General features: G+C 69.0%; 15 protein-coding genes and 1 tRNA gene. 13 read left to right on the top strand and 3 right to left on the bottom strand.

Annotation, left to right across the window (positions count from 1 at the left end):
* Window positions 1–158: 158 nt before the first annotated feature.
* The 9 genes from ACFWYM_RS42300 to ACFWYM_RS42260 all read left to right on the top strand — a co-directional run bounded on the left by ACFWYM_RS42300 (window position 159) and on the right by ACFWYM_RS42260 (window position 8,991).
* On the top strand, window positions 159–1,058 hold the full coding sequence (locus ACFWYM_RS42300; protein WP_384850246.1) for a LysR family transcriptional regulator: 900 nt from the start codon (window positions 159–161) through the stop codon (window positions 1,056–1,058).
* A 201-nt stretch (window positions 1,059–1,259) separates the two neighbouring features.
* The gene (locus ACFWYM_RS42295) at window positions 1,260–1,745 is read left to right on the top strand and encodes a GNAT family N-acetyltransferase (RefSeq protein WP_384850243.1); all 486 of its coding nucleotides are present in this window, start codon (window positions 1,260–1,262) and stop codon (window positions 1,743–1,745) included.
* A 41-nt stretch (window positions 1,746–1,786) separates the two neighbouring features.
* Entirely contained in the window at window positions 1,787–2,365 is a 579-nt protein-coding gene (locus ACFWYM_RS42290) for a helix-turn-helix domain-containing protein (protein WP_384850241.1), read from the top strand.
* Window positions 2,362–2,883, top strand: coding sequence for a GNAT family N-acetyltransferase (locus tag ACFWYM_RS42285; RefSeq protein ID WP_384850238.1), 522 nt, complete (start codon window positions 2,362–2,364; stop codon window positions 2,881–2,883). The genes ACFWYM_RS42290 and ACFWYM_RS42285 overlap by 4 nt, the downstream gene beginning before the upstream one ends.
* A 165-nt stretch (window positions 2,884–3,048) precedes the next feature.
* Window positions 3,049–4,008: an alpha/beta fold hydrolase gene (locus ACFWYM_RS42280; RefSeq protein ID WP_384850235.1), complete on the top strand. Its 960-nt coding sequence runs from the start codon at window positions 3,049–3,051 to the stop codon at window positions 4,006–4,008.
* A gap of 84 nt (window positions 4,009–4,092) precedes the next feature.
* Window positions 4,093–5,538 (top strand): alpha/beta fold hydrolase, encoded by a 1,446-nt coding sequence (locus ACFWYM_RS42275; RefSeq protein WP_384850232.1) that lies wholly within the window; start codon window positions 4,093–4,095, stop codon window positions 5,536–5,538.
* A complete protein-coding gene (locus ACFWYM_RS42270; RefSeq protein ID WP_384850229.1) occupies window positions 5,535–6,869 on the top strand; it encodes an RES domain-containing protein in 1,335 nt (444 codons plus the stop codon). The genes ACFWYM_RS42275 and ACFWYM_RS42270 overlap by 4 nt, the downstream gene beginning before the upstream one ends.
* A gap of 36 nt (window positions 6,870–6,905) precedes the next feature.
* Entirely contained in the window at window positions 6,906–7,286 is a 381-nt protein-coding gene (locus ACFWYM_RS42265; protein ID WP_384850226.1) for an MmcQ/YjbR family DNA-binding protein, read from the top strand.
* A 448-nt stretch (window positions 7,287–7,734) separates the two neighbouring features.
* Window positions 7,735–8,991 carry an MFS transporter gene (locus ACFWYM_RS42260; RefSeq protein WP_384850258.1) on the top strand — a complete coding sequence of 419 codons (1,257 nt, stop codon included), beginning with the start codon at window positions 7,735–7,737 and terminating at the stop codon, window positions 8,989–8,991.
* 80 nt (window positions 8,992–9,071) lie between these two features.
* On the opposite strand, the gene ACFWYM_RS42255 is transcribed toward ACFWYM_RS42260, so the two are convergent.
* Window positions 9,072–9,995, bottom strand: coding sequence for a transketolase family protein (locus ACFWYM_RS42255; protein WP_384850223.1), 924 nt, complete (start codon window positions 9,993–9,995; stop codon window positions 9,072–9,074).
* A 324-nt stretch (window positions 9,996–10,319) separates the two neighbouring features.
* Window positions 10,320–11,000 (bottom strand): transketolase, encoded by a 681-nt coding sequence (locus ACFWYM_RS42250; protein WP_384850255.1) that lies wholly within the window; start codon window positions 10,998–11,000, stop codon window positions 10,320–10,322.
* Window positions 11,001–11,246: 246 nt separating this feature from the next.
* On the opposite strand from ACFWYM_RS42250, the gene ACFWYM_RS42245 reads away from it, so the two are divergent.
* Window positions 11,247–11,320 (top strand) — tRNA-Pro (locus ACFWYM_RS42245).
* 26 nt (window positions 11,321–11,346) lie between these two features.
* On the opposite strand, the gene ACFWYM_RS42240 is transcribed toward ACFWYM_RS42245, so the two are convergent.
* Window positions 11,347–12,711, bottom strand: a complete 1,365-nt coding sequence (locus ACFWYM_RS42240; RefSeq protein ID WP_384850220.1) for a tyrosine-type recombinase/integrase — start codon at window positions 12,709–12,711, stop codon at window positions 11,347–11,349.
* Between the two features lie 1,370 nt (window positions 12,712–14,081).
* On the opposite strand from ACFWYM_RS42240, the gene ACFWYM_RS42235 reads away from it, so the two are divergent.
* The 3 genes from ACFWYM_RS42235 (at window position 14,082) to ACFWYM_RS42225 (ending at window position 25,493) form a co-directional block, all read left to right on the top strand.
* Entirely contained in the window at window positions 14,082–18,251 is a 4,170-nt protein-coding gene (locus tag ACFWYM_RS42235; protein WP_384850217.1) for a LamG-like jellyroll fold domain-containing protein, read from the top strand.
* Between the two features lie 145 nt (window positions 18,252–18,396).
* A complete protein-coding gene (locus ACFWYM_RS42230) occupies window positions 18,397–25,236 on the top strand; it encodes a polymorphic toxin-type HINT domain-containing protein (RefSeq protein ID WP_384850214.1) in 6,840 nt (2,279 codons plus the stop codon).
* On the top strand, window positions 25,236–25,493 hold the full coding sequence (locus ACFWYM_RS42225) for a DUF6959 family protein (protein ID WP_384850211.1): 258 nt from the start codon (window positions 25,236–25,238) through the stop codon (window positions 25,491–25,493). The genes ACFWYM_RS42230 and ACFWYM_RS42225 overlap by 1 nt, the downstream gene beginning before the upstream one ends.
* Window positions 25,494–25,707 lie beyond the last annotated feature (214 nt).

Below are 25,707 nucleotides of genomic sequence, written 5' to 3'. Positions count from 1 at the left end.
GCGTTGGCAACCGACGACAACGCCGCAGATCGGCGTGGAACAGCCCGCGACCGCGGCAAGATCCGCCGGACAGGTCCTAGCACCCCTGTGGCCGGGGCGTCCCGGAGAGGGGCGCCCCACCGGTACGGACGAGCCTCCCGGTGAGGGAGAATCGACCCATGATCGAAGCACGGCGGCTGCACATCCTCCGTGCGGTGGCCGACCACCGCACGGTCACGGCGGCGGCCGCCGCCCTGTACCTCACCCCCTCCGCGGTCTCGCAGCAGCTCGCCGCCCTGGAGCAGGAGACCGGCCACCGCCTCGTCGACCGCTCCGCGCGCGGCGTCCGCCTCACCCCGGCGGGCGAGATCCTGCTGACGCACACGAACGCGGTCCTCGCCCAGCTGGAGCGGGCCGAGGCCGAGCTCGCCGCGTACAGCTCGGGCGCGGCCGGCACGGTGACGCTCGCCTCCTTCGCCACGGGCATCGGCCTGGTCGTCGGCCCCGCCCTGGCCCGGCTCGCCGCGACCGCGCCCGGCATCCGCGTCCGGGTCCAGGACGCCGAGGGCGACGCGAGCCTGCCGATGGTCCTCGACCGGCGCGTGGACGTCGCGGTGGCCGTCGAGTACCGGGGCGCTCCCGGCGCGGACGACCCCCGCCTGACCCGCGTCCCCCTCTACGCCGAGCCGTTCGACGCGGTGCTCCCGGCCGGCCACTGGCTGGCCGGCGCCGACCGGGTGCCGCTCGCGGAGCTGGCCAAGGACATCTGGATCGGCCCCTTCCCCGGCAACCCCTGCCACGACGTGGTGGTCCTCGCCTGCGAGCACGCGGGCTTCCAGCCTCAACTGGAGCACTGGTCGGACGACTTCCGCGCGGTCGTCGCACTCGCCTCGGCGGGCGGCGGCGTCGCCCTCGTGCCGCGCTCGGCGCTCAAGGGCATGGAGGTCGAGGGCGTCGCGATCCGCCCGGTCGACGGGGTGGCGCCGACCCGCAGGGTGTTCGCGGCGGTGCGGACGGGCGCGGAGGAGCATCCGCTGATCCGGCCGGTGCTCGAGGCGCTGGGGGAGGCGGCGGGCTAGGCCCTACTGGGGTGCGCGGGGGCGGGTGTCTCCGGAGCGGGTGAGGGTGCGCGTCCGGGGCGGGGTGAGGGTGCGCCTCCGAGGCCGGGTGAGGGTACGTCTCCGGGGCGGGGTGCGCGTCCGGGGCGGGGTGGAGGTATGTCTCCGGGGCGGGTGGGGGGCGTCGCGAAGGGCCCGGACGAGCTTGCGATACTGCGCCCCATGACCCTGCGTACGAGCACGAATCCCCAGGTCAGCGCCGAGTGGACGCTGCGCCCCGCCGCCGAGTCCGACTTCGAGGCCGTGCTCGCCCTCAAGAACACCGTGATGCGCGCGGACCTGGAGCGCCTCGGCCGCTTCGACGAGGACCGCTCCCGCGCCCGCGTGCGCGCCTCCTTCTCCCCCCTGCACACCTCGGTCATCGAGCTGGACGGCGCCTTCGCGGGCAGCCTGACGCTGCGCGACACCGAGGCCGGACGCTGCCTGGAGAACTTCTACCTCGCCCCTGACCTGCAGGGCCGCGGCCTCGGCACGGCGATCCTGCGCGCGGTGCTCGACGCGGCCGACGCCGAGGGCGTGCCGATGCGCCTGACCGTCCTGCAGGGCAGCGCGGCCCGCCGCCTGTACGAGCGCCATGGGTTCACCGTCGAGAGCGAGGACGCGGTCGACGTGACCATGGTGCGAGTGACCGTGGTGCGAGCCGGTTAATTCATTGCCGCACGTTTCATATCCGGGATAGCGTGCCGAATATGAAACGTGACGACGACGTGGACTCCGACGTCGACGCCCGGCTGGCGGCCCGCCTCGCGGAGCTGCGTGCCGAACGGGGCTGGTCCCTGGGCGAGTTGGCGGACCGCAGCGGCATCAGCCGCTCCACCCTGTCCCGGGCCGAGCGCGCGGAGATCAGCCCCACGGCGTCCCTCCTCAACCGGCTCTGCGCCGTGTACGAGCGGCCCATGTCGCGCCTCCTCAGCGAGGTCGAGGCCGATCCCGCGCAGGTGACCCGCGCCGCCGAGCAGCCCGTGTGGACCGACGGCGCCTCCGGCTTCGTGCGCCGCTCCGTCTCCCCGCCCCACCCCGGCCTGCGCGGCGAACTCGTCGAGGGGACGCTGCGCCCCGGCGCCGACCTGTCCTACGACCGGCCGCCCGTGCCCGGCCTGGAGCAGCACATCTGGCTCCTGGAGGGGGAGTTGGAGGTCACCGCGCAGAGTGCGGCACACACGCTGGCGGCGGGGGACTGCCTGCGCTTCCGGGTCTGGGGCACGACCCGCTTCCGCTGCGTCGGCGAGCGGGCGGCCCGCTACGCGCTGGTGGTGATCACACCGTGACGACCTCCTTCACCCGGCTGACGGCCGCCGAACTCCACACCTGCGCTGACGAGTTGGCCGAGCTCCTCACCGACGCGGTGGCCGGTGGCGCCTCCGTCGGCTTCCTCGCCCCCTTCGGCCGGGCGGCCGCCGCCGCGTGGTGGCGCTCCCTCGCCCCCTCCGTGGCGCAGGGGCTGTGTGACCTGTGGGTGGCGCGCACGGACGGACGGCTCCTCGGCAGCATCGGCCTCGCGTACGCGGACAAGCCCAACAGCCGCCATCGCGCGGAGGTGTTCAAGCTCATCGTCCACCGCGAGGCCCGCGGCCAGGGCCTCGGCCGCGCCCTCCTGACCCACACCGAGCGCGCCGCCGCCGACGCAGGAGTGACGCTGCTCCTGCTGGACACCGAGACGGACAGCCCTGCCGAGCTCCTGTACCGCTCGGCCGGGTGGACCGAGGTCGGTGTGGTCCCGGACCATGCGGCCGACCCCGCCGGGGTGCTGCGCCCGACGACGTTCCTGTACAAGCGGGTGGTGTGACGGCGCGGCCAGGAGTGCGGTGGCGTGATCTCTCGTGTACGGGGGCGGAGGGGTGACCCCTCGCGTACGGGGGCGGAGGCATGACCCCTCGTGTACGGGGGAGAGTGAGCCGGAGACAGGAGCCCGGCCGGGGATCCGCAACCCAACCGAGAAGGAGCCGCCCTCATGTCCGAGACGTCCGCCCACGGCACGTACACCACGGGCCTGCTGACCGCGGCGGACGGCGTGCCCGTCGCCACGTACACCTGGCTGCCCGCCGGCGGCAGGCCCCGCGCGTTCGTGCAGATCGCCCACGGCGCGGCCGAACACGCCCTGCGCTACGACCGGTTCGCCCGCCACCTCACCGCCCACGGCTACGGCGTCGTCGCCTCCGACCACCGCGGCCACGGCGCCACCGCCCAGTCCACCGGCGGATACGGGGTGACGGGCGCCGCCGACGCCACGGCCGACAGCTGGCGTGCCATCGTCGACGACCTCAAGTCCATCGGCGACCAGCTGCGCACCCTGCACCCCGCGACCCCGGTCATCCTGCTCGGCCACAGCCTCGGCTCGATGCTCGCCCGCGACTACGTCCAGGAGTACGCCGACACCATCGAAGGTCTCATCCTCTCCGGCACCTTCCGCACCCTGCCCGGCGCCGAACTGGAGTCCTCCATCGAGCAGTTGGAGCGCGAGATCGCCGAGAAGGGCCGCTCGGCCCTCTCCTCGTACGTTCCCGATCTCTTCGCCTCCTTCAACGACCCCTACCCGCACCGCACCGGCTTCGAGTGGCTCTCCCGCGACGAGGCGGAGGTCGACCGCTATGTGGCCGACGAGCGCTGCGGCTTCCCCTTCTCCGCGGGCCTCTCCCTCGACTGGGTGCGCGGCATCCGCAAGCTCAACGACCCCCGCAACCTCGCCCGCGTCCCCGCCGACCTGCCCATCCACATCGCCGTCGGCACCGAGGATCCCTGCAACCAGCGCATGACCCTCGTCCATGAACTCCTGGAGGACTTCCGGTACGTGGGTGTCACGGACCTGACCTGGAAGGGGTACGAGGGCGCCCGGCACGAGATCCTCAACGAGACCAACCGGGACGAGGTGCAGGAGGACCTCACGGCCTGGCTCGACAAACACGTGCTGTGAGGGGCCGGTTGTCACTACGATCGCCTACTCTCTCCGGCATCCGCTCTCTCCAGCATCCGCGCGACACGGGGGCACCACAACGACATGCGCCGAGCCGCGATCGTCTTCGTCCACGGGCTGTTCTCCTCGCCCGCCACCTGGACGCCGCTGACGGACGAGCTGTCCCGACTGCCCGACGTCACCGAGCGGTTCGACTTCGTTCCCTTCGAGTACTCCACCCAGCGCGTCACCTGGAACCCGCTGCGGCGCATGCCGGACATCAACACGGTCGCGGACAGCCTGAGCGACGTCGTCACCGAACTCGGCGAGCGCTATGAACGCCTCGTCCTGATGACACACAGTCAGGGCGGCCTCGTCGCCCAGCGGTTCCTGTCGCGGATGCTGGCGCACGGCCGCGGCACCGAACTGGTGAAGATCCGACGCCTCGTCATGTTCGCCTGCCCCAACAGCGGTTCGGAGCTCTTCCTGCTGGCCCGGCGGGGGCTGGTCCCGCTGACCCGCAACAGCCAGGAGCGCGAGCTGCGGCCGCTCCAGTCGTCCGTCGTGGACGCGCAGCGGATGATCCTGCACGGCGTCGTGAAGGTCAGCGAACTCTCCGCGAACCAGTGCCCCATACCGATCGTGTCGTACGCCGGGGAGAGCGACAACGTGGTGGCGCCCGCCTCCGCGATGAGCCTCTTCCGCGAGACGGGCGTGCTGCCCGGCGACCACTCCGGCGTCATCAGGCCGAACAAGGCGAACGGCCGCCTCGTCGGCGCCGTGCGCCACCAGCTCTCCGAAGCCCTCGCCGAACCCTTCCCGCGCGGCGCCGGATTCCTCGCCGAGCGGGACCGGCGCGGCCCGCTGACCGTGCGCACCGGCTCCGGCACGACCTCCTTCTACGTCCACGGCGGCCCGGTGGAGCAGCTCGCGGACGTCGACGTCATCGTCTCGTCGGAGAACGTCTATCTGCAGATGTCACAGTTCTTCAAGGCGTCGACCTCCGGCAGCCTGCGCCGGGCGGCCGCGCGCCGGGGCGCCGCGGGGGAGATCAAGGAGGACGTCGCGGGCGACCAACTCGCCGAGTGGCTGCGGGCCCACGGCCGCTACGGCCTGCCCGTGCCCGAGGGCACCGTCGCCCCCACGTCGTCGGGGGCCCTCGCCGCCAAGGGCGTCCAGCGGATCTACCACGCGGCGATCACCAACCCCGTGCTGGGCACGAACAGTTACCACGTCAACCCGAACGCCATCACCACGGCCGTGCACAACGTCTTCGCCCTCGCCCGCAGCGAGCGCGCCGAGCTCGACCTGGACCTCTCCTCGATCTGCCTCCCGGCCTTCGGCGCGGGCCGCGGCGGGATGGACGTCGCCGGGAGCTTCGACCTGATCTGGGACGCCCTGATGAGCGAACTCGACCGCGACCCGAGCTGGACCATCCACTTCACCACCCGCCGCTGGCAGAACTACGAACTGCTGTGGACCCGCCTCAAGGAGAAGAAGGCCGCCGTCGAGCAGGCAGCCGACCAACCAGCCCTGGAGAACGGGAGATGACGGCCCTCTGCCTGCGCCACATCCACGACCCCCACCTGCGGACCTACCTCGACAGCCGCCGCACCGCCACCGCCTGCGCCTTCTGCGGCCGCACCGCCGACGACCGCACACCGCTCGCCGTCGGTCTGGATGTGCTCACCGAGCGGGTCATGAGGGCGGTGGAGGAGGCGTATGAGGCGGTGCCTTCGGATGGTCCGGTGCCTTCAGATGGTCCAGTACCTCCGGATGGTCCGGTGCCTGCGGATGATCGGGTGCTTGCGGATGGTCCGGTGCCTGCGAACGTGGTAGTGCCTGCGGACGTGGTGGTGCCTGGTGGGCGTCCCGGCCCCGCGCACCGGGACGCCGGGTCCGTGGTCGACGCCGTGTGCGCGACGGCCGTGGATGCCGAGGTGCTGGCCGCCGTCAAGTCCCGTGTGGAGGAGGGGGCTTGGGCCCGCCTGTGGGTGCGGCGCCCGCCCGACGCGACGGCCCCGGGGCGGGCGCTCGGCGACGACTGGGCGGAGTTCCGCGAGCGGGTGCGGCACCATCGCCGGTACACGTTGCTGTCCGGTACGGAGACAGGGGCGGGGGCGGGCACGGATACGAGAGTGGGTGCGGGTGCGGGTACTGGCGCTGCGGCGGGCATCGGTACCCGTACCGCCGTCGCGACCCTCACTCCGGCGGACGCCTCGTACCCCCTGGCCGTCCTCGACCGGATCTCCACGGTCATCGGGGACGTCGGCCTGGCCCGGGAACTGCCCGCGGGGCAGCTGGTCTGGCGCGGCCGCATGCGCGCGGACAGGAGCCGCCCCGGCTACACCGCGGCCACCATCGGATCCACGCCCCGCGCGCGGGCCACCGCCAACCGCATGAGCCCGGTGGGCATCTCCCTCTTCTACGGCTCCGCCGACCCGGAGACGGCCGTCGCGGAGATCTCCGCGCACGACCCGCGCCCGTACGCCGCCGTCGCCGCCTTCGAACTGGTCCGTGCCGTCACGGTCGTCGACCTGACCGATCTGCCCGAGACGCCCAGCGTCTTCGACGCGAAGTGGCGGTCCCTGCACGACCCGATCCAGTTCATCCGGTCCTTCGCCGCGGACCTCAGCCGCCCCGTCGTCCTCGACGGCCGCGAGCACATCGAGTACGTCCCCACGCAGGTCCTCACCGAGTACTTCCGCTGCCTGTCCCCGCTGGGCGTCGACGGAATCCGCTTCCGGTCGGCGCAGAACGGCGGCGCGAACTATGTGCTGTTCACGGGTCCGGAAGGGTGCGTGGACGCGGCGGCACCGGAGGGCGGCGCCATGCTCCGGCTCCGGCCGCACACCGAGCACGTCCTGGCCCGGTCGGCCTGAGGCGCCGTTGTCAGTGGGCTTGGCTACGGTTTTCCCATGCCCGAAGCAGCAGCTCACCCCGGTGCCGACGACGTCCGCACGCTCGCCCTTGCCCTCCCCGACACCAAGGAGAAGATCGCCTGGAGCATGCCGACCTTCCGTGTGGCGGGGAAGATGTTCGCCACCCTGCCGGAGGAGGAGACGTCGATCGCCGTGCGCTGCCCCAAGGAGGAGCGGGACGAACTGGTCCTGGCCGAGCCCGAGAAGTTCTGGATCGCCGACCACGAGGCGGGCTTCGCCTGGGTGCGCGTGCGGCTCGCCGCGCTCGACACCGACGAGCTGCGGGACATCCTCGCCGACTCCTGGCGCCAGGCGGCACCGACGCGACTGCTGGAAGCGTACCCGGAGTTGGGGATTCCGGCTGAGGGCCGAGGCTGACGGCTGAGGCTGACGGCTGACGGCTGAGGGACGGGGAGTGGCGATGGGGAACGGGGGAGCGGGGCCGGGAAAATGGCTCGGCGCTCTGGTCTAGTCCATGGCATGATCCGCTGCCGTGACGGCCAGTGGAGGGGGACGGGCAGGGATGGCGAGGGTGCCGGGAGAACAGCCGGACGACGCGGGGACGGCCAAGGCGGCGCCGGGCGGATCAAGGGGCTCGGGCGGATCCAGGGGGTCAGGCGGCCCGAAGCCGCCCAGCGGACTGAAGGCGCCGGTCAGTGGACCGCGGGCAGTGGCCGGCGGACCGAAGGCGCTGGCTGGCGAGCTCAAGTCACCGGCCGGCGAGCTCAAGTCGCTGGCCGGCGAACTCAAGTCACTGGCCGGCGGACCCGAGGCGCCGGTCAGTGGCCCGAAGACGCCCAGCGGACCATCGGATGACGGCGCGGGGATCTGGACCCGCGACTTCGGACTCTTCTTCGGCGCCCGTGCCGTCGCCCGGCTCGGCGACACGATGCTCCCGGTGGCCCTCGCCGCCGGACTGCTCCAGCACGGCCACGGTGCCGGGGCGGTCGGCCTCGCGATGGCCTCGACCGCCGCCGCCTTCGCCAGCCTGGTGATCTTCGGCGGGGTCCTCGCCGACCGGTTCGACACGCGGCTGCTGATGATCGGCGCCGACCTGGTCCGGGTCGGCACCCAGTCCCTCGCCGCCGCCCTCTTCTTCACCGGCCACGTCGTGCTCTGGCAGATCTGTGTGATCGCGGCGGCCAACGGCGCGGCGGGCGCCATCTTCCAGCCAGGAGTGGCGAGTTCGGTGCCACGCCTCGCCGCGGACGTGCAGAAGGCCAACGGGGCCATACGCGTCGCCGAGTCGGCCGCCCAGCTCGCCGGACCCGCCGTCGCCGGTGTCCTCGTCGGCTTCGCCTCCCCGGGAGCCGTCTTCGCGGCGCACGCAGCGACGTTCGCGCTGAGCGCCGCGTGCCTGCTCCTGCTCCGCTTCCCGCCCGCGGTCCACGACTCGGTCCCCGACAGCCTCGGCTTCCGGGGCGATCTGGTGGTCGGCTGGCGGGAGTTCAGGGCCCGGACGTGGCTGTGGGGCGTCATCGTCATCTGGTGCTTCCTGATGATCACGACGACGGGCCCGACCACACCGCTGGTCGCCGTGTCGATCGTCGGGCAGCACGGCTCGGGCGCCTACGGCCTGGTCAACTCCGCGCTCGGCGCCGGCACGGTCGTCGGCGGCCTCGTGGCCCTGCGCCTGCGCCCCCGCCGCATGCTGCGCGCCGGAGCCCTCGCCCTCACCGGCTTCAGCGCCTTCCCCGGCGCGGTGGGCGCCGGCCTGTCCCTGCCGCTCATCGCCGTAGGCGCGCTGATCGCGGGGGCGGGCGCCTCCTTCTGGGCGGTCATGTGGGCGACGAGTGTGCAGACCCAGGTGCGCCCGGACGTCCTCAACCGCATCCACGCATACGACGTGGCGGGTTCGATCGCGATGCTGCCGGTCGGCCAGGCCCTCGCTGGCCCGGCGGCGAACGCCTTCGGGACGGACCGGGTGCTGCTCACGGGCGGCGTGATGACGCTGCTGGTCTGCGCCGCGCTGCTCGCGGTCCCGGCGATACGGGGCTTGCAGCGAGTGGACACCCGGATCGGCGGCGGCCAGCCCGCGACCCCCGCCCCGGAACCGACGCGCCACCGTACGGAGAGCCACTGACCCACCAAGCGACACTCCACTCCACCCCACTCCACCGCACCCCACCCTCCCTCCCTCTCCACCCCTCCCCTCCCCTCCTCCTAGGCGGTAACCCGCGCCCCCGCGCTGAGAAAGCCACTGATCCGCTCCCGCAGGCCGACCGCGTCCAGGCCGTGCGCGGCCAGATGCTCGTCGAACTGGCCATAGCGCCGCAGTTCTTGGCGCCCGACGCCGAGCCCGAGTACCCGGTGCGGCACGTCGGCGAGCGCGTCGTTCGCGGCGGCCGTGGAGGTCCCCTCCAGATAGGGCTCGACGACCACGACATCGGCTCCCCCTCCGGCCGTCTCGACAGCCCGCCGCAGCGAGCCGCCGTCAAAAGGCCGAACGGTGGTCGCATAGAGGACCGTCACACCCAGGCCCTCAGTGGCGGCGAGCACCTCGTCCAGCATGGGCCCGACGGCAAGCACGACTCCCGTACGCCCTTCCCGAACCGTCTGGAAGCCCGCCCCGTCCACGGGCCTGGCCTGAGCGTTGGACTGGACGGACAGCCGCACGTACACCTTGTCGTCCCCGGCGGCGACCGCGTGCCGCAGCAGCGTCTCGGCCTCGTCCGGGTGCCCCGGCACATGCACGGTCCAGCCGTCGAGCGTGTCAAGCAGAGCGACATCCCCCGGCGACATATGGGTGTACCCACCCGCGGGCCAGTCGAAGGAGGCAGCGGCACTGACGAGCACCCCACCCAGCCCCTGATGCCCGAAGTCGAGCTTGATCTGCTCGAAGGGCCGCTCGACGAGAAAGCTCGCAAAGGTGTGCACGACGGGCCGGAGCCCGGCGAGCGTGAGCCCGGCCCCCGCACCCACGGCCAGCTGTTCCCGGATCCCGACGTTGATCACCCGGTCCGGGTGACGGGCGGCGACATCCCTGAAGGCATCCGTACCGATCGCGGCGAGCACGACGGCAGCACGGGGATCCTCGTCGAGGATCCGGGACATGGCAGGGGCGAAGCGGTCACGCATGGTGTCCATGGCGGAGGAGGTTCCTTTCGCGGCGGGTCCGGGTGGTTGTGGTTGTGGGTGGAGGTGGTGGGGGCTGCGAAGGGAGAGGGGGCGGGGAGGGGAGGAGACTGCGGCGGGGAGGAGGAGGGCGGGGAGGCGGAGGGCAGCGACGAGGAGGTCGGCGACGGGGGACAGCCGCTCCGACGGCCGCTCCGGGGGACGGCCGCTCCGGACAGAGGCGCTCCTGGGCGAGGCGCTCCCGACCTGAGGCACTCGGGCCCCGGCCACTCCAGCCTCAGGCACTCGGGTCTCAGGCCCCCGGGACTCGGTTCGCGGGCCCTCCCTACCTCCCCCTCAGGCGCTCTTGGGCTCGCCCGTGTAGTCCTTGGGCTCGACGCGGGCGACGACCGCGTGGGGCCGTCCCGGATGAGGCGCGGTGTAGGCGGCGTGGAGCGCGTCGTGATCCCGCCCGTCGACCGTCGCGGTCGACCAGCCCGCGGCTTCGAAGCGGGCGGCGATGCCGCCGGGCCTGGCGTAGGTAGCGGAAGAATTGTCGATGACGAGGACGTGCAGCCGCTCGAGCCCGCCAGGACCCGCGTACGCGATCGCCTCGTGATTGCTCCCCTCGTCCAGCTCGGCGTCCCCGACGAGCACCCACACGCTCGGGTCCGTGAGGCCCTGCGCCCGCAGCCCCAGGGCCGTGCCGACCGCGAGCGGAAGCCCGTGCCCGAGCGAGCCGCTGCCGATCTCGACACCCGGCACGAGGGTGCGGTCCGGATGGTGCCCGAGCGGCGACTCGTAGGCCCCGAACCCCTCGAGCCACTCGACGGGCACGAAGCCCTTGGCGGCGAGCACCGCGTAGTAGGCCATGGGCCCGTGCCCCTTGGACAGCAGGAACCGGTCCCGCCCCGGGTCGTCGACCCGCTCCGGCGAGACCCGGAGCACCCGGTCGTAGAGCACCCAGAGCGCGTCCAGGGTGGAGGTCGCGGCGGGCCCGTGCTTCTCGTCGCCGGTCATGAGCCCCATGAGCTCCATGAGCCGTTCGAGCTCAACGAGGTCGGCGGGGTGGGTGAGCCGGCTGAGGTGGCTGAGATCGGCCGGGCGCCGCCCATGGCCGTCTGCTTCAGTGCGTGCACGTTCCGTTGTCATCGCCATGACCTGAGCGTGCAACCTCAACCGGACTTGAGGTCAACGGGACAAAAGGCGGACGCGATCACAGCCCGGAGTGCGGTATTGTTTCGGTGCACGTTCGGCCGGGCGAAACCCCAGGTCAGCGAGCATCGGGACGTGGCGCAGCTTGGTAGCGCACTTGACTGGGGGTCAAGGGGTCGCAGGTTCAAATCCTGTCGTCCCGACAGAGATGTCGGTTTGTTTCCGCAGTTCAGAGGCCATCTCCTCGTTTTCGAGGGGATGGCCTTTTGTGTTGCGGGTGTGGTGATGGTCGCACGGTGAGTGCGGTACGCATATCAATGCGGCTGTTTTGGCTGGTCGGGGCGGAGTAGGTGCTGGGGTGATGGTCGTGTGGTGGTCGCAACCGGGCCAGGAGGCGGTGCCAGCGCAGTGTGCGGGTGGCCCGGGTGAGGGTGGTGTCGAGGATCCGGACCGCGTTGGCTGCGGCAGGGCTGGTGAGGTGGGTGTAGAGGTCGGCTGTGGTGGCGAGTTGTGTGTGCCGGAGCAGTTTGGAGACCAGGATCAGGGGGATGCCCGCGGCGATCAGGATCGTGGCGGTGCCGTGGCGTTGGTCTTTGAGGGCGATGGGGCGCAGGCCGGCGGTGCGTGCCGTCTCACGGAAGTCGTTGAGGACTTGTTGGGGGCGGGGTGGGGTGCCGTCGGGTTGGGCGAAGACCAGGCCGGTGGTGCGCCGGGTGGCTCGCTTTCGGCGGCGCAGGGCAGCCAAGCTGCGGGTGGTGAGCGGGATCCAACTGGTGCTGGCGGTCGTCTTGGGTGCGCCCAGTACGAGGTGGTTGTTGTCGACGGTGGTCAGGGAGCGGCGCACGTAGAGACGCCGTGTGTTGAAGTCGATGTCTTCGAAGGAGAGGCCGAGGGCTTCGCCGCGGCGCAGACCGGTGCTGATCAGGACGGTGCACAGGTCGTAGAGGTAGGGGGCGGTGTGCCGGGCGTGGGTGAGGAATGCGGCGGTCTCTGTGGCACTCCAGGGATCGACGGGTGTGGCTGTCGAGGCGGGGAGGATGGCTGGCAGGGCGGGGTTATGGGGCAGGCGGCCGGTGCGGACGGCGTGGGTGAGGGCGCTGGAGAGGGTGCGCAGGCAGCGGTGGAGGGTGACTGGTCCGCGTCCGGATGCTTGTTGGGCTACGGCGAATGCGGTGATGTGGGTGCGGGTGAGGGTGTCGAGGGGGATGGGGGCGAGGGCTGGGATGAGGTCGTTGAGGGTGTAGGCGCGGTAGCGGGTCAGGGTGGTCGGCTGGAGGCGGGGCGCGATGGCTTGCAGCCAGTCGAGGAGGTAGGCGGCGAGTGTCTCGGTGGGGTTGGGGTGCAGTCCGGCGGCCAGGTTCTCGCGCACTCGTGTCAGTGCGCTCTCGGCTTCTCCGTGGGTGGTGAAGCCGCTGCGGCGAATGGTGCGGCGTCGGCCGTCCGGTGTGCGGGGTGCGTCGATGGCCAGCGCCCAACTGCCGTGGTCCTGGTTGGTGGCCAACTGGGGGCAGTGGGCGCCGAGTTGTTTGCCGTTCTGGCCGCGGCATCCGCAGCGTCGGTAGATGCGGCCCGGGGTATGCCTGTTGTCGTTCATGGCGGCCTCCCCTCGTGACGGGTTCGGGTACTTGCAGGCGGCATGCCCGCTCGGGGACTCGCCCGCACCTGGCGAGCCACAGCTCGCCCCCATTGAGGGCAACTGTGAGAACTGTCCTGGACGGCCCCGGCCCATTTGATCGAGGAGCGTCCAGGAGCAGTGGCGGTCCCAGCGGAGATGATTGATGCCCTGGCTGCACGGAATCCCGACAGGCTTCGTACAAGGTGGCAGTCGTAGGTTGCATCGACGGTTTCGCGCACTGCTGGGGCGACGGCGCAGAGTGGAAGCTGATGACGCTGGTGATCTTTCGGCGAGTGGTACCAGGACCGGCACCCCCCGGCGCAGCCTGTCCGACCGCCACGGCAGCCCACACGGCAGCTGGCGGCCGGAGAGAACACCGCGCTGCCCGATGCTCTATGTGCCGTGCCGATCGAGGTGTGTTTCGCGTGCGCCGGAGCTCCTGCATCCTCCCCAAACGATCACCGGAGACGCAGGAGGGTCCCGGAATGAGCGAAGGCCCGCAGATGGGCTGCCTCGGGTGACCAGCAGTCGAGCCTTAGCTGTGCCTTCGATCATCGAGCATCAAGAGCGCAAGAGGGCTCTGGTCGTGCCGGTGGCCATCACATGTGATGGCGAGGGGAGCGATGATGGCTCGTGGGTGGCTCTCCACTGTCCATGGGAGGGGTAACCAGGGAGAACGCCGGGCGGAAAGGAGGAGACCAACTCCCGAGACGGTGGTGTCGAGCCAGGGGCTCAAGGGCGATGGCGAGGAACGCGAGTGAAGCAGTACGAGGACTGACGGGCACGGCGTGCGTCGCGTCATGGGGAGGTGACGTGCTGTTAGACCGCTGTTTCTTTGATTGGCGGGTTCCGTTCGGTTTCTGTGGCGGGTGAGGCCAGGTTGTCGTCGGGTTGTCGGAGCCTCAACTAGCTGTTGGTCTGGTCCATTTGCAGGGCAGCGACGCAGGAGGCGAGAGGGTTGTACGGAGCCGCCGAGATTGGCGGATTCTGTGAACCTGGTCGGTTCGCTGGTCACGGAACGTGACAGATTCAACCTGCGTGCAGGTGTAGCCGTAGCGTCACTGAGAGACGTTGTCCCTGGTGAGGGCGGTGTTGACATTCACTGATGTGGCACGCATCACATTGACTCCGGGAGCTGCTCGGACGTTAACTCACTCCACCTGTGAACAATCTGTAACTCTGGGGTGGGGACTGTGGAGTTGGGGTGGGGGCATAGCCATGCCCGAAGTCGAAGACAAGGAGCACGCCGCACCGGCGTCGGGTTTTCCGCGACGGCCATCGTGCTGTCGCTGTTGCCTGCGGTGGTGTTCGCCGGTTCCGGTGAGGCTCAGGCTGGTCCTCGTTCCGGAGTGACGGAACGGGCCGCAGCGAAGGAGCGCGGCGCGGCAACGGAGCAGGCTGCTGCTCAGCGTGCGGCGTCGTCGGGGGAACCGGTCGAGGTGACGTCGCTGCGCAGTGAATCCAGCGACACTTTTGCCCTCCCGGACGGGAGTTTGGAGGCGCGGGAGTACCTGCGGCCGGTCCGGGCGCGCGTGGGGAAGGGCTGGAAGTCGGTCGACACTGAGCTGGTGAAGTCGGCCGATGGAGGTGTGGCGCCGAAGGTGACTACGGTGGGCCTCGAGTTCTCCGGCGGCGGCGACGATCCGCTGGTGCGGATGACGAAGGCCGGTCGTGAGGTGGCCCTGTCGTGGCCGGGAAGGTTGCCCGCACCCACGCTTGAGGGTGACACGGCCACGTACGCCGATGTCCTTCCCGATGTGGATCTGCGGATGGGTGCTCAAGAGGATGGCTTCACCCAGCTGTTGGTGGTGAAGTCGGCCAAGGCCGCCCAGAGTCCGGAGCTGTCTGAGCTGCGGTTGAAGCTGGCCGCTGACGGCGTGGAGGTGAAGGAGACCGGCCAAGGAGAGCTCCAGGCCGTCGACAAGGGCGCCAAGGGCGCCGTGTTCGAGGCTCCCAAGCCGATGATGTGGGACTCCAGCACCGGCAGCGGCACCACGCCGGAAGCGCCCGCCACGCCTTCCGCACGCTCGGGCCAGCCCCGGACCTCCGCCTCCAAGAAGGCCGCCACGTCGCAGGCCGCGGAGGAGCCTGCGGCGGGGGAGTCCGGCAAGCTCGCTCCGGTGGACGTGGAAGTGCCCACCGGCGGCAAAGAGTTGGTTCTGACCCCGGACGCGGGCGTACTGAAGGGCAAGGACACCACGTATCCGGTGTTCATCGACCCGCAGTGGTATTCGCCGCGCGCGTCCGCGTGGACGATGGCCTCGAAGTACTGGGCGAGTTCCCCGCAGTGGAAGTTCAACGGCGACCACGACGCGGGCATGGGCTATTGCAACTGGAACTACTGCCAGCCCAACGACACCAAGCGGCTCTTCTACCGCATCCCGGTTTCAAAGTTCGCCGGCAAGAAGATCCTCAAGGCCGAGTTCGTGGTCCGCAATACGTGGTCGGCCTCGTGCGCGGACCGAACGGTCGAGCTGTGGCAGACCAAGGGCATCTCCTCGTCCACGACTTGGAATTCACAGAACGCGTCCGGGTTCTGGGACAAGCACCTCAAGTCGGAGTCCTTCGCCTACGGCTACTCGGGCTGTGCCGCCAAGGACGCCGAGTTCCTGGTGACATCCGCCGTCCAGGGTGCCGCCGACGGCAGGGACTCGACGATGACCTTCGGCCTGAAGGCCGACAGTGAGTCGGACGGCGACGCCTGGAAGCGCTTCTCCGACAAGGCGTTCCTGCGGGTGCACTACAACCGCCCGCCCGCGCAGTTGAGGACCTCGCAGCTGACGATGGAGTACGGCGGCACCTGCAAGTCTTCGTCGAAGCCCGCGCGGGTACGCACGCTGGGAAAGATCTACGTCAATGACGTAAAGGACCCGGACGGCGACAAGGTCTCGATTCAGTTCCAGGCCAAGTGGGACGGTGGTAGCTGGAAGCCGGACAAGACGACTGCGAAGAGGTCCGGCTCGACCTTCGCGGTCAGTCTGCCGACGTCGAAGATTCCAGTGAACAAGCAGGTCAACTGGTATGCGCGGGTGCACGACGGGGCGCAGTACTCGCCCTGGTCGTACGCGGGCAACCCGACCGCCTGCTACTTCGTGTACGACACCAAGGTGCCCAAGGCCCCCGCGATTTCATCCGGCGAATATCCGGAATCGGACCCGGACAACCCCGACGACCCCTGGTACGACGGAGTGGGCAAGTACGGATCCTTCAACCTGAAGGCCGCCGACAGCGACGTGACGTCGTACTGGTTCGGTATCAACAACGACCCCAGCTCGAAGAACAAGATCACCACCTCCGGCGGCGCGGCAAAACTCGCCCAAATACTGCCGTCCAAGCCGGGCCTGAACTTCATCACTGCCCAGGCATTCGATACCGCGGGCAACGGCAGCGAGATCCGCACCTACCAGTACCGGGTCAAGGCCGGACAGCCCGACCGGGCCACCTGGCAGCTCGACGAAACGACGGGAGCCGCTGAGGCCAAGGGTTCCACACCGGCCCGTACCGCACAGCTACACGGCGGAGCTACCCCGGGCACAGCCGGTGTGCAGGGCACCGCGGTCGCCTTCAACGGCGCCGACGGTTACGCCTCCACGGACATCCCGGTCGTCGACACCAGCCACGGCTTTGCCGTCTCCTCCTGGGTCAAGCTGTCGAAGCTGCCCGAAGGCGCGGCAGTGATCGCGACCCAGCCGGGCAACCACAGCCCCGGATTCGAGCTGTACTACTCCAAGACGTACGACCGCTGGGCCTTCAATCAGTACAAGGCAGACACCGCCGACGCAGGCATTGCCCGGGCCATGGCGGACAAGCCCGGCGGCGCCGTACCGGATCAGTGGACCCACCTGGTCGGCTCCTACGACTCCACGCGCGACATGTTGGAGCTGTACGTCGACGGCAAGCTGGTCGGCCAGACCGCCTACGACAGCCCGTGGGAAGCCCGCCGCGGCCTGCAACTGGGAGCCGCCTCCTACAACGGCGCCCCCTCCGCGTACTTCCCGGGCACGGTCGACGACGTACAGCTCTTCGACAAGCCCCTCGCCCAGGACGAGGTCGACAAGTTGCGCGCCAAGCAGACCATCGGCGACCCCGGCCGCCCAGCCGTAGCTGTCTTCGACCTGGACGAGCCCGCGGACGCCACCGAGATCGCCGGACACGGAGGCGTGCTGCCCGCCAAGTACAACGGCGGTGCCACCACGGGCGAGCCCGGCATCGCGGGCAGGGCCGCCACGTTCAACGGCACCGATGGCTACGCGAAGATCGGCCAGACCAGCGGCCCGCACGTGAACACCTCACGCAGCTTCACCATCTCCGCCTGGGCCAAGCTCGACAAGAAGCCGACCAGCGCGGCAGTCATCACCGCGCAGGCGGGCAAGGCTGCACCCGGCTTCGAGCTGTACTACTCCTCGACCTACAACCGGTGGGCGGTCAACCAGTACTCCGCGGATGCAGCCAACGCGAAACCGATCCGTGCCATGCAGCCCGACGGCACCAGCGCGTATGTGGGTGAGTGGGTGCAGCTGGTGGGCGTGCACGACACCGAGGCCAACATCCTCACCCTGTACGTCAACGGCACCAAGGCCGGATCGACCAAGCTGGCCGGGGCCTTCTACGCGGACCAGTCCATGTACATCGGCGCGAGCAACTACAGCGGCGCCATGGGAGCCTACTTCCCCGGCAGCATCGACGACGTCCGCCTGTTGGACCGCCCCGTCTCGGCCGAGGAAGTCCAGCAGATGTTCAAGCAGCGCCCGCTGGTCAAGGGCCGCTGGAACTTCGAAGAGGCCCGCACGGGGAGCACTCCGGCCACCACGCCGGACCTCTCCGCGGCCAAACGCCCGATGAACCTCCACGGCGGCGCACAACTCGGCTCCGGCATGATCGACAACAGCGGCCTGCAGCTGAACGGCACCGACGCCTACGCAGCCACGAGTGCCATGCCCGTCGACACCAGCGGCAGCTTTACCGTCACCGCTTGGGCTCAGGCCAGCGCCCTGCCCGACCACGACGTGGCCCTGGTCAGCGGCGAGGGCACCACCCGCAGCGCCTTCGAGGTCCGCTTCGTCCCGGACGCCAAGGACCCCGAGGGACTGGGGCGTTGGCAGCTGACGCTTCCTGACAAGGACGCTGCGGATGCGACGGTCACCGAGCTTGCGAGCACCGAGTTCACAGACGCGCGCGACTGGAACCACCTGGCTGTCGTCTACGACGGGTTCGCAAAGGAAGCTCGCTTGTACGTCAATGGCGTCCTCCAGGAAGTCGCCTGCGGTGACGCCGACGGAGACGGGGACGCGGACGACGCCTCCTGTCAGGACCTGATCGCCTGGAGCGACAACGCACTCTCCTTCAAGGCCGGCAAGGCCCTGCAGGTCGGCAAGGCCAAGGGGGACCCAGCAGGCTCCTACTTCGCCGGTGCTGTCGATGACGTGTGGACCTTCCAGGGTGCGCTCACGGACGCGCAGATCGAGAAGCTGGCTGGTTCGTGGTTCGACATCCCCACGGACGTGCCCGGCGAGAGCTGACTTAGCGAGGTGTCGGGGGAGGGGGCTCTCTCCTCCGGCACCTCGTGCCCCTGGCCGTATGCCTCCCTTTCCTCTCTGACCTTGCAACACCGTGCCGTGCGTTCGCGCGGCCTGGTGCCGTCGCGTGAAGGACTGATTCTCGAAGATGAACGGCAGAACGAAACTGCGCGGGTGGACCGCGCTGCGGCGAAGAGCGGCACTCGCGGTGTCCGCCGTGATGGTGGGCGCGGTGCTGCAGGCGGTCAGCGTGCCCACGGCGACCGCGGACGGCAACGACCGACCGGCACTTCCCTCGGCGGAGAAGCCGATCAAGGGCCGAAGCGGCATCAAGGTCGAGCCCCGCAAGATCAGCAAGGGCCCGAAAACCCCCGAAAGGGCTCCCAAGGCCGTCTGGCCAAAGGCTGGTTCCGCGGTAGTAGATCTCCCCGAGGCATTGGCCAGATCCGCCGCCAAGCCTGTCAAGGCCAAGGGGCTGCCAGTTGCCGTAGGGCTTCCTGAGAATGCGGCACGCAGCCGCACTACCGACGCCGCCAAGGCAGCCGCCCAAGGCGAGATCACGGCCCGGGTATTGAGCAAGAAGACGTCTCAGAAGACCGGTGTGCGGGGCGTGCTGTTCACCCTGGAAGCAGGGGACGGCGAGAGGGACGAGGCCGGCAAGGTCCGGGCCGCACTCGACTACTCCAGCTTCGCCGAGGTGTTCGGCGGCGGCTACGCATCGCGCCTCACTCTGGTTCAACTGCCCGCCTGCATCCTGGACGCTCCGAAGAAGCGGCAGTGCCATGACACCGAGCCGGTCAAGACCGTCAACGACACGGAGAAGCGGATCCTGACGGCCGACGGCGTGGCGCTGAAGGCTTCCGGGCCGACGGTGCTGGCCGCGGTCGCGGAGGACAAGAGCGCGAGCGGCGACTACAAGGCGACCTCGCTCTCCCCGTCGGCGACCTGGAACACGGATCTCAACACCGGTGACTTCACCTGGTCGTATGACATGCCGGTACCGGAGGTGCCGGGTGACCTGAAGCCTGACGTTGGGCTCTCCTACTCGTCCGGGTCGATCGACGGCCGTTCAGGCTCGACGAACAACCAGTCGTCCTGGGTGGGCGACGGGTTCGACCTGTGGCCCGGCTATATCGAGCGCAAGTACAAGCCATGCTCGGACGACGGTGAGAAGCACGCGGACGGCAACAAGCCGGGCGACCAGTGCTGGGACTACGACAACGCGTTCATCACCTTCAACGGCCACGGCGGTGAGCTGGTCCCTGTCGGTGACGGTGAGTTCAAGTTCAAGCAGGACGACGGCAGTCGCATCAAGAAGCTGGCCTCCACCGACCGTGGCAACGGAGACAACGACGGCGAGTACTGGCGTCTGACCAACCCCGAGGGAGTGCGCTACTACTTCGGCTACAACCGCCTCCCGGGCTGGGCCGACGGCAAGGCCACCACCAACTCCGCCTGGACGGCACCGGTCTTCGGCAACAACGCCGGCGAGCCCTGCCACAAGGACTCCTTCGCCGACTCCTGGTGCCAGCAGACATGGCGCTGGAACCTCGACTACGTCGTCGACCCGCGCGGCAACGCCATCGCGTACTACTACGACCAGGAGAAGAACTCCTACGGCCGCAACCTCGAGGCCAAGGACAACACCCGCTACGTGCGAGGCGGTTCGCTCGACCGGATCGAGTACGGCCTGAAGTCGTCGTCGATGTACAGCACCAAGCCGCTGGCCAAGGTCGACTTCGACACCTCGGAACGCTGCCTGCCCAACAGCAGCACGGACTGCTCGGACATCTCCAAGGACGCCTTCTACTGGTACGACACCCCCTGGGACATGAACTGCGCGGAAGGAGCGGACTGCGACAAGGGCCGCCTGGCTCCGACGTTCTTCACCCGTAAGCGCCTGACCAGCGTCACCACACAAGTATTGAAGGGCGACACCTACAGCCCCGTCGACTCCTGGAAGCTGGGCCATCGCTGGGGACAGGCCGACGTCGACTATCAACTGCTGCTCGACTCCGTCCAGCGCACCGGGCACACCGCCGACCCGGCCGTGACCCTGCCGAAGACAACCTTTGCCTACACCCAGCTCGCCAACCGGCTGGACAAGACCGGAGACGGCTACGCCCCCTTCATCAAGGCCCGCCTGTCCACCGTCGCCGACGAATCCGGCGGCCAGACCGACGTCAACTACTCGGCACCCGCGTGTGATTGGGGAGCGCTGCCGACACCTGAGACGAACACAACCCGTTGCTTCCCGCAGTACATCGGCGGCTCCAGCACGGACGACCCGGAGCGGCAGTGGTTCAACAAGTACGTCGTCACCTCCACGACCAACACCGACCGCACCGGCGGCGCCCCCGACGCAGTGACCGCCTACGAGTACCTGGGCGACGCGGCCTGGCACTACGACGATGACGACGGCCTGACCAAGAAGAAGTTCAAGACCTGGTCCCAGTGGCGCGGCTACGGCCACGTCCGGGTCAAGTCGGGCGGTCAAGGAGGCGGCGACGCCCTGAAGTCGCAGGAGGACACCTACTTCCTGCGCGGCATGGACGGCGACCGCAAGGCCCCCTCCGGCGGCACGAAGAGCGTCTCGGTCACCCTGGACAGCGACGAGGGCGACCCCATCACCGACCATGAGGCGGCTGCCGGATTCGCCTACAGGACGGCCTCCTACTCCAGGCCGGGCGGCAACATCCTGGCCAAGACCGTGAACCGACCCTGGCACCACGAGACGGCCAAGAAGGCCCGCGACTGGGGCACGGTCACCGCCAACTTCACCGGCACCGCACACACCAAGACCTGGACGTCACTGGACGACGGCGCGGGCACCGACTGGCGTGTCACCTCCCAGGCGACCGACTTCGACACCGTCGCGGGCCGGGTCACCCAGGTCGACGACCTCGGCGACAACGGGACGGCGGCCGACAACCAGTGCACCCGCACCACGTATGCCACCAACACCGACGACAACATCCTCACGCTGCCCTCGCGCGAAGAGACTGTCGCCGTCAAGTGCGCTGACGCGCTGAACCGTTCGAAGGACGTGCTGACCGACGTCCGCACGGCCTACGACGGAGGCGCCTACGGTGCCGCGCCCACCAAGGGTGACGCCACCACGACCGCGACGTTGAAGAAGCACGACGGCACCAAGGCCACCTACCTGGAGTCCGGCGCGACCTTCGACGGCTACGGCCGCCAGCTCACCGCCACCGACCTCACCGCGGACGTCACCGCCACCGGCAGCGGCGATCCCGTGCGCACGGCCCGCAAGGACGGACGCACCACGACCACCGCCTACAGCCCGGCCACCGGCTACGCCACGAAGATCACCGAGACCACTCCGCCGGCGAAGGCCGGGGACGCGAGCTCGGCCCAGACCAAGGTCACCGAGCTGGAGCCCCTGCGCGGCCAGCCGAAGGCGACGGTGGACACCAACGACAACCGCACGGAACTCACCTATGACGCCCTGGGCCGTTCGTCCAAGGTGTGGCTGGCCGACCGCAGGACCAGCCAGACCCCGAGCCATCAGTTCACCTACTTCGTCGACGAGGGGCAGCCGGTAGCCGTCCGCACCCAGACCCTGAACAACGAGGGCGGGCAGACCGCCTCGTACACGCTCTACGACGGCCAGCTGCGCGAGCACCAGACCCAGGCCCCCGGCCCGTCCGGAGGCCGCATCCTCACCGACGTCTTCTACGACGAACGCGGCCTGGCGACAAAGACCTTCGCCCCCTACTACACCCAGGGCGCACCCAGCCGCACCCTGTTCAAGCCCGACAACGCGCTGAGCGTGGAATCCCAGACCCGCACCAGCTACGACGGCCTGGGCCGGGCCGTCGAGGAGCGGCAGATCGCCGGCAACGGCGACGGCGGCACGGTGCTGGGCATCACCAAGACCACCTACGGCGGCGACCGCACCACGGTCATCCCGCCCGAGGGCGGCACCGCCACCACCACGCTCACCGACGCGCGTGACCAGGTGACCGAGCTCCGTCAGCACCACACCCGCAGCGCGAGCGCGGCCTTCGACACAACGAGGTACGCACACTCGCCACGCGGTGAACTGTCCAAGGTCATCGACCCGGCGGGCAACACCTGGACCTACACGTACGACCAGCTCGGACGCCAGACCGAGACCACTGATCCGGACCGCGGAGCCACCTCCAGCAAATACGACGACCGCGGTCAGTTGACCTCCACCACCGACGCTCGCAAGCAGACGCTGGTCAACGTCTACGACGACCTCGGCCGCAAGACCGAACTGCACGAAGGTTCCACGACTGGCACGCTGCGCGCCAAGTGGGTCTACGACACCATCGCGGGTGCCAAGGGCCAACTGGCCGAGTCCACGCGGTACGTCGACGGTGCCGCATACACCAACAAGGTCACCAGCTACGACCGGCTATACCGGCCGATCAAGACCGCTGTGGTCATCCCGGCAAGCGAAGGCGACTTGCAGGGCACTTACCAGACAGGCACCGCCTACAAGCCATCGGGCCTGGTGGGCACCGTGAGCTACTCCGCGGCAGGGTCCCTGCCCGGCGGCAGCTACACCACCACGTACGAGAAGGAAACCCTCCGCCCCATCTCCGTCCTGGGCGACGGCTTCCAGGCCGACACCAGCTACTCCCTGACGGGCAAGCCCCTGCAATACACGCTGGGCAACACCAGCGGAGGCAAGAAGACCTGGGCCACCAACACCTACGAATGGGGCACCCAGCGCCTGGCGACCGCCCGCGTCGACCGTGAGGAACAGAACGGCGTCGACCAGCACAACGGCTACGCCTACGACCAGATGGGCAACGTCCTGTCCATCTCGGACGTCTCCCGCACCGGCACCGACACCCAGTGCTTCAGCTACGACTACCTGCGGCGCCTGACCCAGGCATGGACCCAAGGCGACAAGACCTGTGCCACGGCCCCGGCGGGGGACAAGACCGGCGGCCCCGCCCCGTACTGGCACTCCTACACCTACGACAAGACAGGCAACCGGCAGATCGAAACCCTCCACGACACCGCCGGAGACAGCACCAAGGACACCAAGCGCACCTACGCCTACCCCGACCCCGGAAAGCCTCAGCCGCACACGCTGAACTCGGTCACCACCGAGAAGCCCGGAGGCACCACCACCAAGGACTCCTACGGCTACGACGCAACCGGCAACACCACCACCCGCACCCTGCGCGGCGACACCCAGACCCTGAGCTGGGACGCCGAAGGCCACCTCGCCAAGGTCACCGAACCGGTCGCAGGCGAGAAGGACAAGGTCACCGAGTACCTCTACGACACCGAAGGCAACCGCCTGATCGGACGTACCCCGACCGAGACCACCCTCTACCTCGGCCACAGCGAAGTCACCCTGCCCAAGGGAGCGACCAAGGCCAAGGCCACCCGCTACGTCCCGCTCGGCGGCGGCCACCAGGCCGTCAAGGAAGACAACGGAGCGGTCTCCTTCATCACGGCCGACCACAACGGCACCGGTCAGCTGGTCATCAAGGCAGCGGACCTGACCCTGAATCAGCGACGCACGCTGCCCTTCGGCGGCCCACGCGGCGAATCCCCGAAGACCTGGCCCGGCACCAAGGGCTTCATCGGAGGTACGGACGACACCGCCGCCACCGGCCTGACACACCTCGGTGCACGCGAGTACGACCCCGCGACCGGCCGATTCATCTCCCTCGACCCGCTGATGGACCTGATGGACCCTCAGCAGATCAACGGCTACACGTACGGCAACAACAACCCCGGCACCTTCAAGGACCCCACAGGACAGAAGTTCTGCGAAAGCGACTTCTGCCGCCCGGAGGACGACTGGGTCGACAGCGGCGGCGACTACCACAAGGGAAACAACAAGCGCGGCAGCTACAAGGGCGGGGGCGGCGGAGGCAGCCACCACAGCGGAGGCGGCCGCAGCAACTACAGCCAGCCAGTGCCGCACCCCAGCCCAAACCGGAAGCCAGTGCCCGGCCCCTACCCCGACTCCGGCTCCGATCCGGCCCTCACGTTCCTGAGCACCGTGGTGACCATCGTTGGGCCTGACATCGCTGCCTGGAAGGGCTGTTGGGACGACCCCGGGCTCAACGGAAACTGCGCCAGCACGCTTGCGGATACGCCCTGGGGCAAGGCTCTCAAGGGGGTCAAGCTGTTCAAGCGTGCCAAGAGAGCAGAGGAGGCCGAGGAGGGCGGAGAGGCCGTTGGCAAGGCCAAGAAGGGCGCGCTCTCCGGCTGTAAGTGCTTCCTTGCAGGAACAAACGTTCTCATGGGTGACGGCTCGACGCAGAATATTGAGGACGTTCAGGTCGGCGACAAGGTGCGGGCCACCGACCCGGAGACTGGTAAGACCAGTGAACGTGAAGTCACGGCCGCCATCGTCACCGACGACGACAAGCAGTTCACCGAGCTGACGCTCGCCACGCCACACGGCACCGAGCACCTTACGGCGACCTACGAGCACCCCTTCTGGTCCGTCGACCAAGAGGACTGGGTCGAAGCGGGTGACCTCAAGCCAGGCATGGCCCTGCGCACAGACGACGGTCACACTGTCACCGTTACAGGAACTCGCCAGTACCAAGACCACGTCCGCACCTACAACCTCACTGTTGAGGGCCTCCACACGTACTATGTGCTGGCGGGCGAGACGCCGGTGCTGGTCCATAACTCTAATGAATTCTGCGACGCAAAGGTTGGAAACGGTGCGTCGCTGGATAATCTAACTGGCTCTGAAAAGGCCAGGATTCAAAACGCGGCAGACCGTATTGGTCACCCCATTTCTGTTGTGGGCAGTCGGGCCACGGGGACGGCCGGGCCTGAGTCGGATTGGGACTACGTGATTACTGGGATCAACAGCAGGACGAAGCACTCCGTGAAGAGTTCGCTGCCTCAGGGGCCAGCTGAGCTCGGCTACGGGAGGAGATATGACATCTTCACTGGCGGCCTAGCCGAAGGTGCTCCCTATATCACTTTCCGCCCCAGGGGGGTGAACTGATGCAGATTGAACTGCTTGGCGAGAGCGGGAACTGTGCCTTGGCTGCTCGTGCCAGTCGGAAGTTTCCCGGGCTGCTCATTCAAGGAGACACGCTTAAATCTCTCAAAGAGGTAGCGGATGACCTCTTGAGGGAAATCGACTCCGGAGATATTGAGAACGGTCGATACTCGGCAGCGGAAATCAAAGAGGCGCTCGATGGGTTCGTTTCCGTGTATGAGCGTCTCATGGGGGAGATAGGTCGCTCGCTTCCATACTAGGGGCGCTGTCCGAAGGGACTCGTTGAGGCATCTCTCGGCGAGGCAGCGGGAGGCCCGACAGATTGTTCTGGAGGGCCTCTCGTGTCCTTGACGGCGACGTGAGCGGACGATGGCTGCGGCGGGTGGGGTGTCCGGGTCGTAATTCTGGCCGAGGGCCCCTTGCCGTGTCCCTGATGGGCGCCTTCGGCGCCCGGGCTGGAGATCGCCGACGTTA

Source organism: Streptomyces sp. NPDC059009 (assembly GCF_042740175.1).
Taxonomy (GTDB): Bacteria; Actinomycetota; Actinomycetes; order Streptomycetales; family Streptomycetaceae; genus Streptomyces.
Note: the sequence above shows the minus strand (reverse complement) of the source record. Positions and strands in the feature narration are given on the sequence as shown.

Coding starts and splice junctions, on each gene's coding strand:
- ACFWYM_RS42300 (WP_384850246.1), top strand. CDS start 159: ATGATCGAAGCACGGCGGCTGCACATCCTCCGTGCGGTGGCCGACCAC.
- ACFWYM_RS42295 (WP_384850243.1), top strand. CDS start 1,260: ATGACCCTGCGTACGAGCACGAATCCCCAGGTCAGCGCCGAGTGGACG.
- ACFWYM_RS42290 (WP_384850241.1), top strand. CDS start 1,787: ATGAAACGTGACGACGACGTGGACTCCGACGTCGACGCCCGGCTGGCG.
- ACFWYM_RS42280 (WP_384850235.1), top strand. CDS start 3,049: ATGTCCGAGACGTCCGCCCACGGCACGTACACCACGGGCCTGCTGACC.
- ACFWYM_RS42275 (WP_384850232.1), top strand. CDS start 4,093: ATGCGCCGAGCCGCGATCGTCTTCGTCCACGGGCTGTTCTCCTCGCCC.
- ACFWYM_RS42270 (WP_384850229.1), top strand. CDS start 5,535: ATGACGGCCCTCTGCCTGCGCCACATCCACGACCCCCACCTGCGGACC.
- ACFWYM_RS42265 (WP_384850226.1), top strand. CDS start 6,906: ATGCCCGAAGCAGCAGCTCACCCCGGTGCCGACGACGTCCGCACGCTC.
- ACFWYM_RS42255 (WP_384850223.1), bottom strand. CDS start 9,995: ATGGACACCATGCGTGACCGCTTCGCCCCTGCCATGTCCCGGATCCTC.
- ACFWYM_RS42250 (WP_384850255.1), bottom strand. CDS start 11,000: ATGGAGCTCATGGGGCTCATGACCGGCGACGAGAAGCACGGGCCCGCC.
- ACFWYM_RS42240 (WP_384850220.1), bottom strand. CDS start 12,711: ATGAACGACAACAGGCATACCCCGGGCCGCATCTACCGACGCTGCGGA.
- ACFWYM_RS42230 (WP_384850214.1), top strand. CDS start 18,397: ATGAACGGCAGAACGAAACTGCGCGGGTGGACCGCGCTGCGGCGAAGA.
- ACFWYM_RS42225 (WP_384850211.1), top strand. CDS start 25,236: ATGCAGATTGAACTGCTTGGCGAGAGCGGGAACTGTGCCTTGGCTGCT.